At 78.5% G+C, this 980-nt stretch carries 1 protein-coding gene; it reads left to right on the top strand.

What is annotated here, in order from left to right:
- Positions 1-980 (top strand): FAD-dependent oxidoreductase (locus B4M60_RS00560; RefSeq protein WP_291079417.1); only part of this gene is annotated, 980 nt, incomplete at both ends.

The raw sequence follows: 980 nt of genomic DNA on the forward strand, positions 1-980 counted from the left end.
CCGACTCCGCCCGCCGCGTGGCCGTGGTCGGAGGTTCGGTGATCGGCCTGGCCTGCGCCTGGTCGACCGCCCGGTCGCTCGCGCGCTCGGGCACGGCCGCGGAGGTGGTGATCCACGAGCCCGACGACTCCGGCCCCGACGGCGTCCCCACCTCGGGCGCGGCGTGGGTCGCGGGCGGCATGCTGGCCCCGTTCAGCGAGGCCTGGCCGGGGGAGGAGGCGGCGTTCGCGCTCGGCGTGGACTCGCTGCGGCGGTGGCCGGGGTTCCTGCGCGAGCTCGAGCCGCACCGGCCGCCCGGGCCGCCGATCCGCACCGCCGCGCACACCCACATGCTGGCCGTGGACGACGCCGACGCCCGCGATCTCGACATGGCCATGGCCTGGGCCGCCCGCCAGCCCGACCCCGGCTCGGGGTCCGCGCCCGGCATCACCGCCGCCGACCTGCGCCGCGTGACCCGCCGCGAGCTGCGCGCGGCCGAACCGTCCCTGGCCCGCGTCGCCCGCACCGCCTACCGCATGGACTCCGAGGGCGCCGTCGACAACCGCGTCCTGCTGGCCGCCCTCACCCGCGCCTGCCGGGCCGAGGGGGTGAGGTGGGAGCGGGGCCGTGTGGTCTCGCTCGACCACGTGGAGGCGGACCGCGTCGTCCTGGCCGCGGGCGCCGGGTCCGCCGACCTGTCGGGGTTGCCCATCCGCCCGGTCAAGGGCGAGGTCCTGCGCCTGCGCACCCGGCCGGGCTGCCAGGACCCGCCCGCCGGCGTGGTGCGGGCCCTCGTGCGGGGCCGGCCACTGTACCTGGTCCCGCGGGAGGGCGGGCTCGTCGTCGGCGCCACCCAGTACGAACACGGCGACGACCGTCAGGTCACCGTCGCCGGGGTACGGGACCTGCTCGCCGACGCCGAGACCGAGTTCCCCGGGGTCGGGGAGGACGAGCTGGCCGAGATCATCGCGGGCCTGCGCCCGCTGTCCCCGGCCAACCTG

This window comes from Dietzia sp. UBA5065 (assembly GCA_002415925.1).
Lineage (GTDB): Bacteria > Actinomycetota > Actinomycetes > Mycobacteriales > Mycobacteriaceae > Dietzia.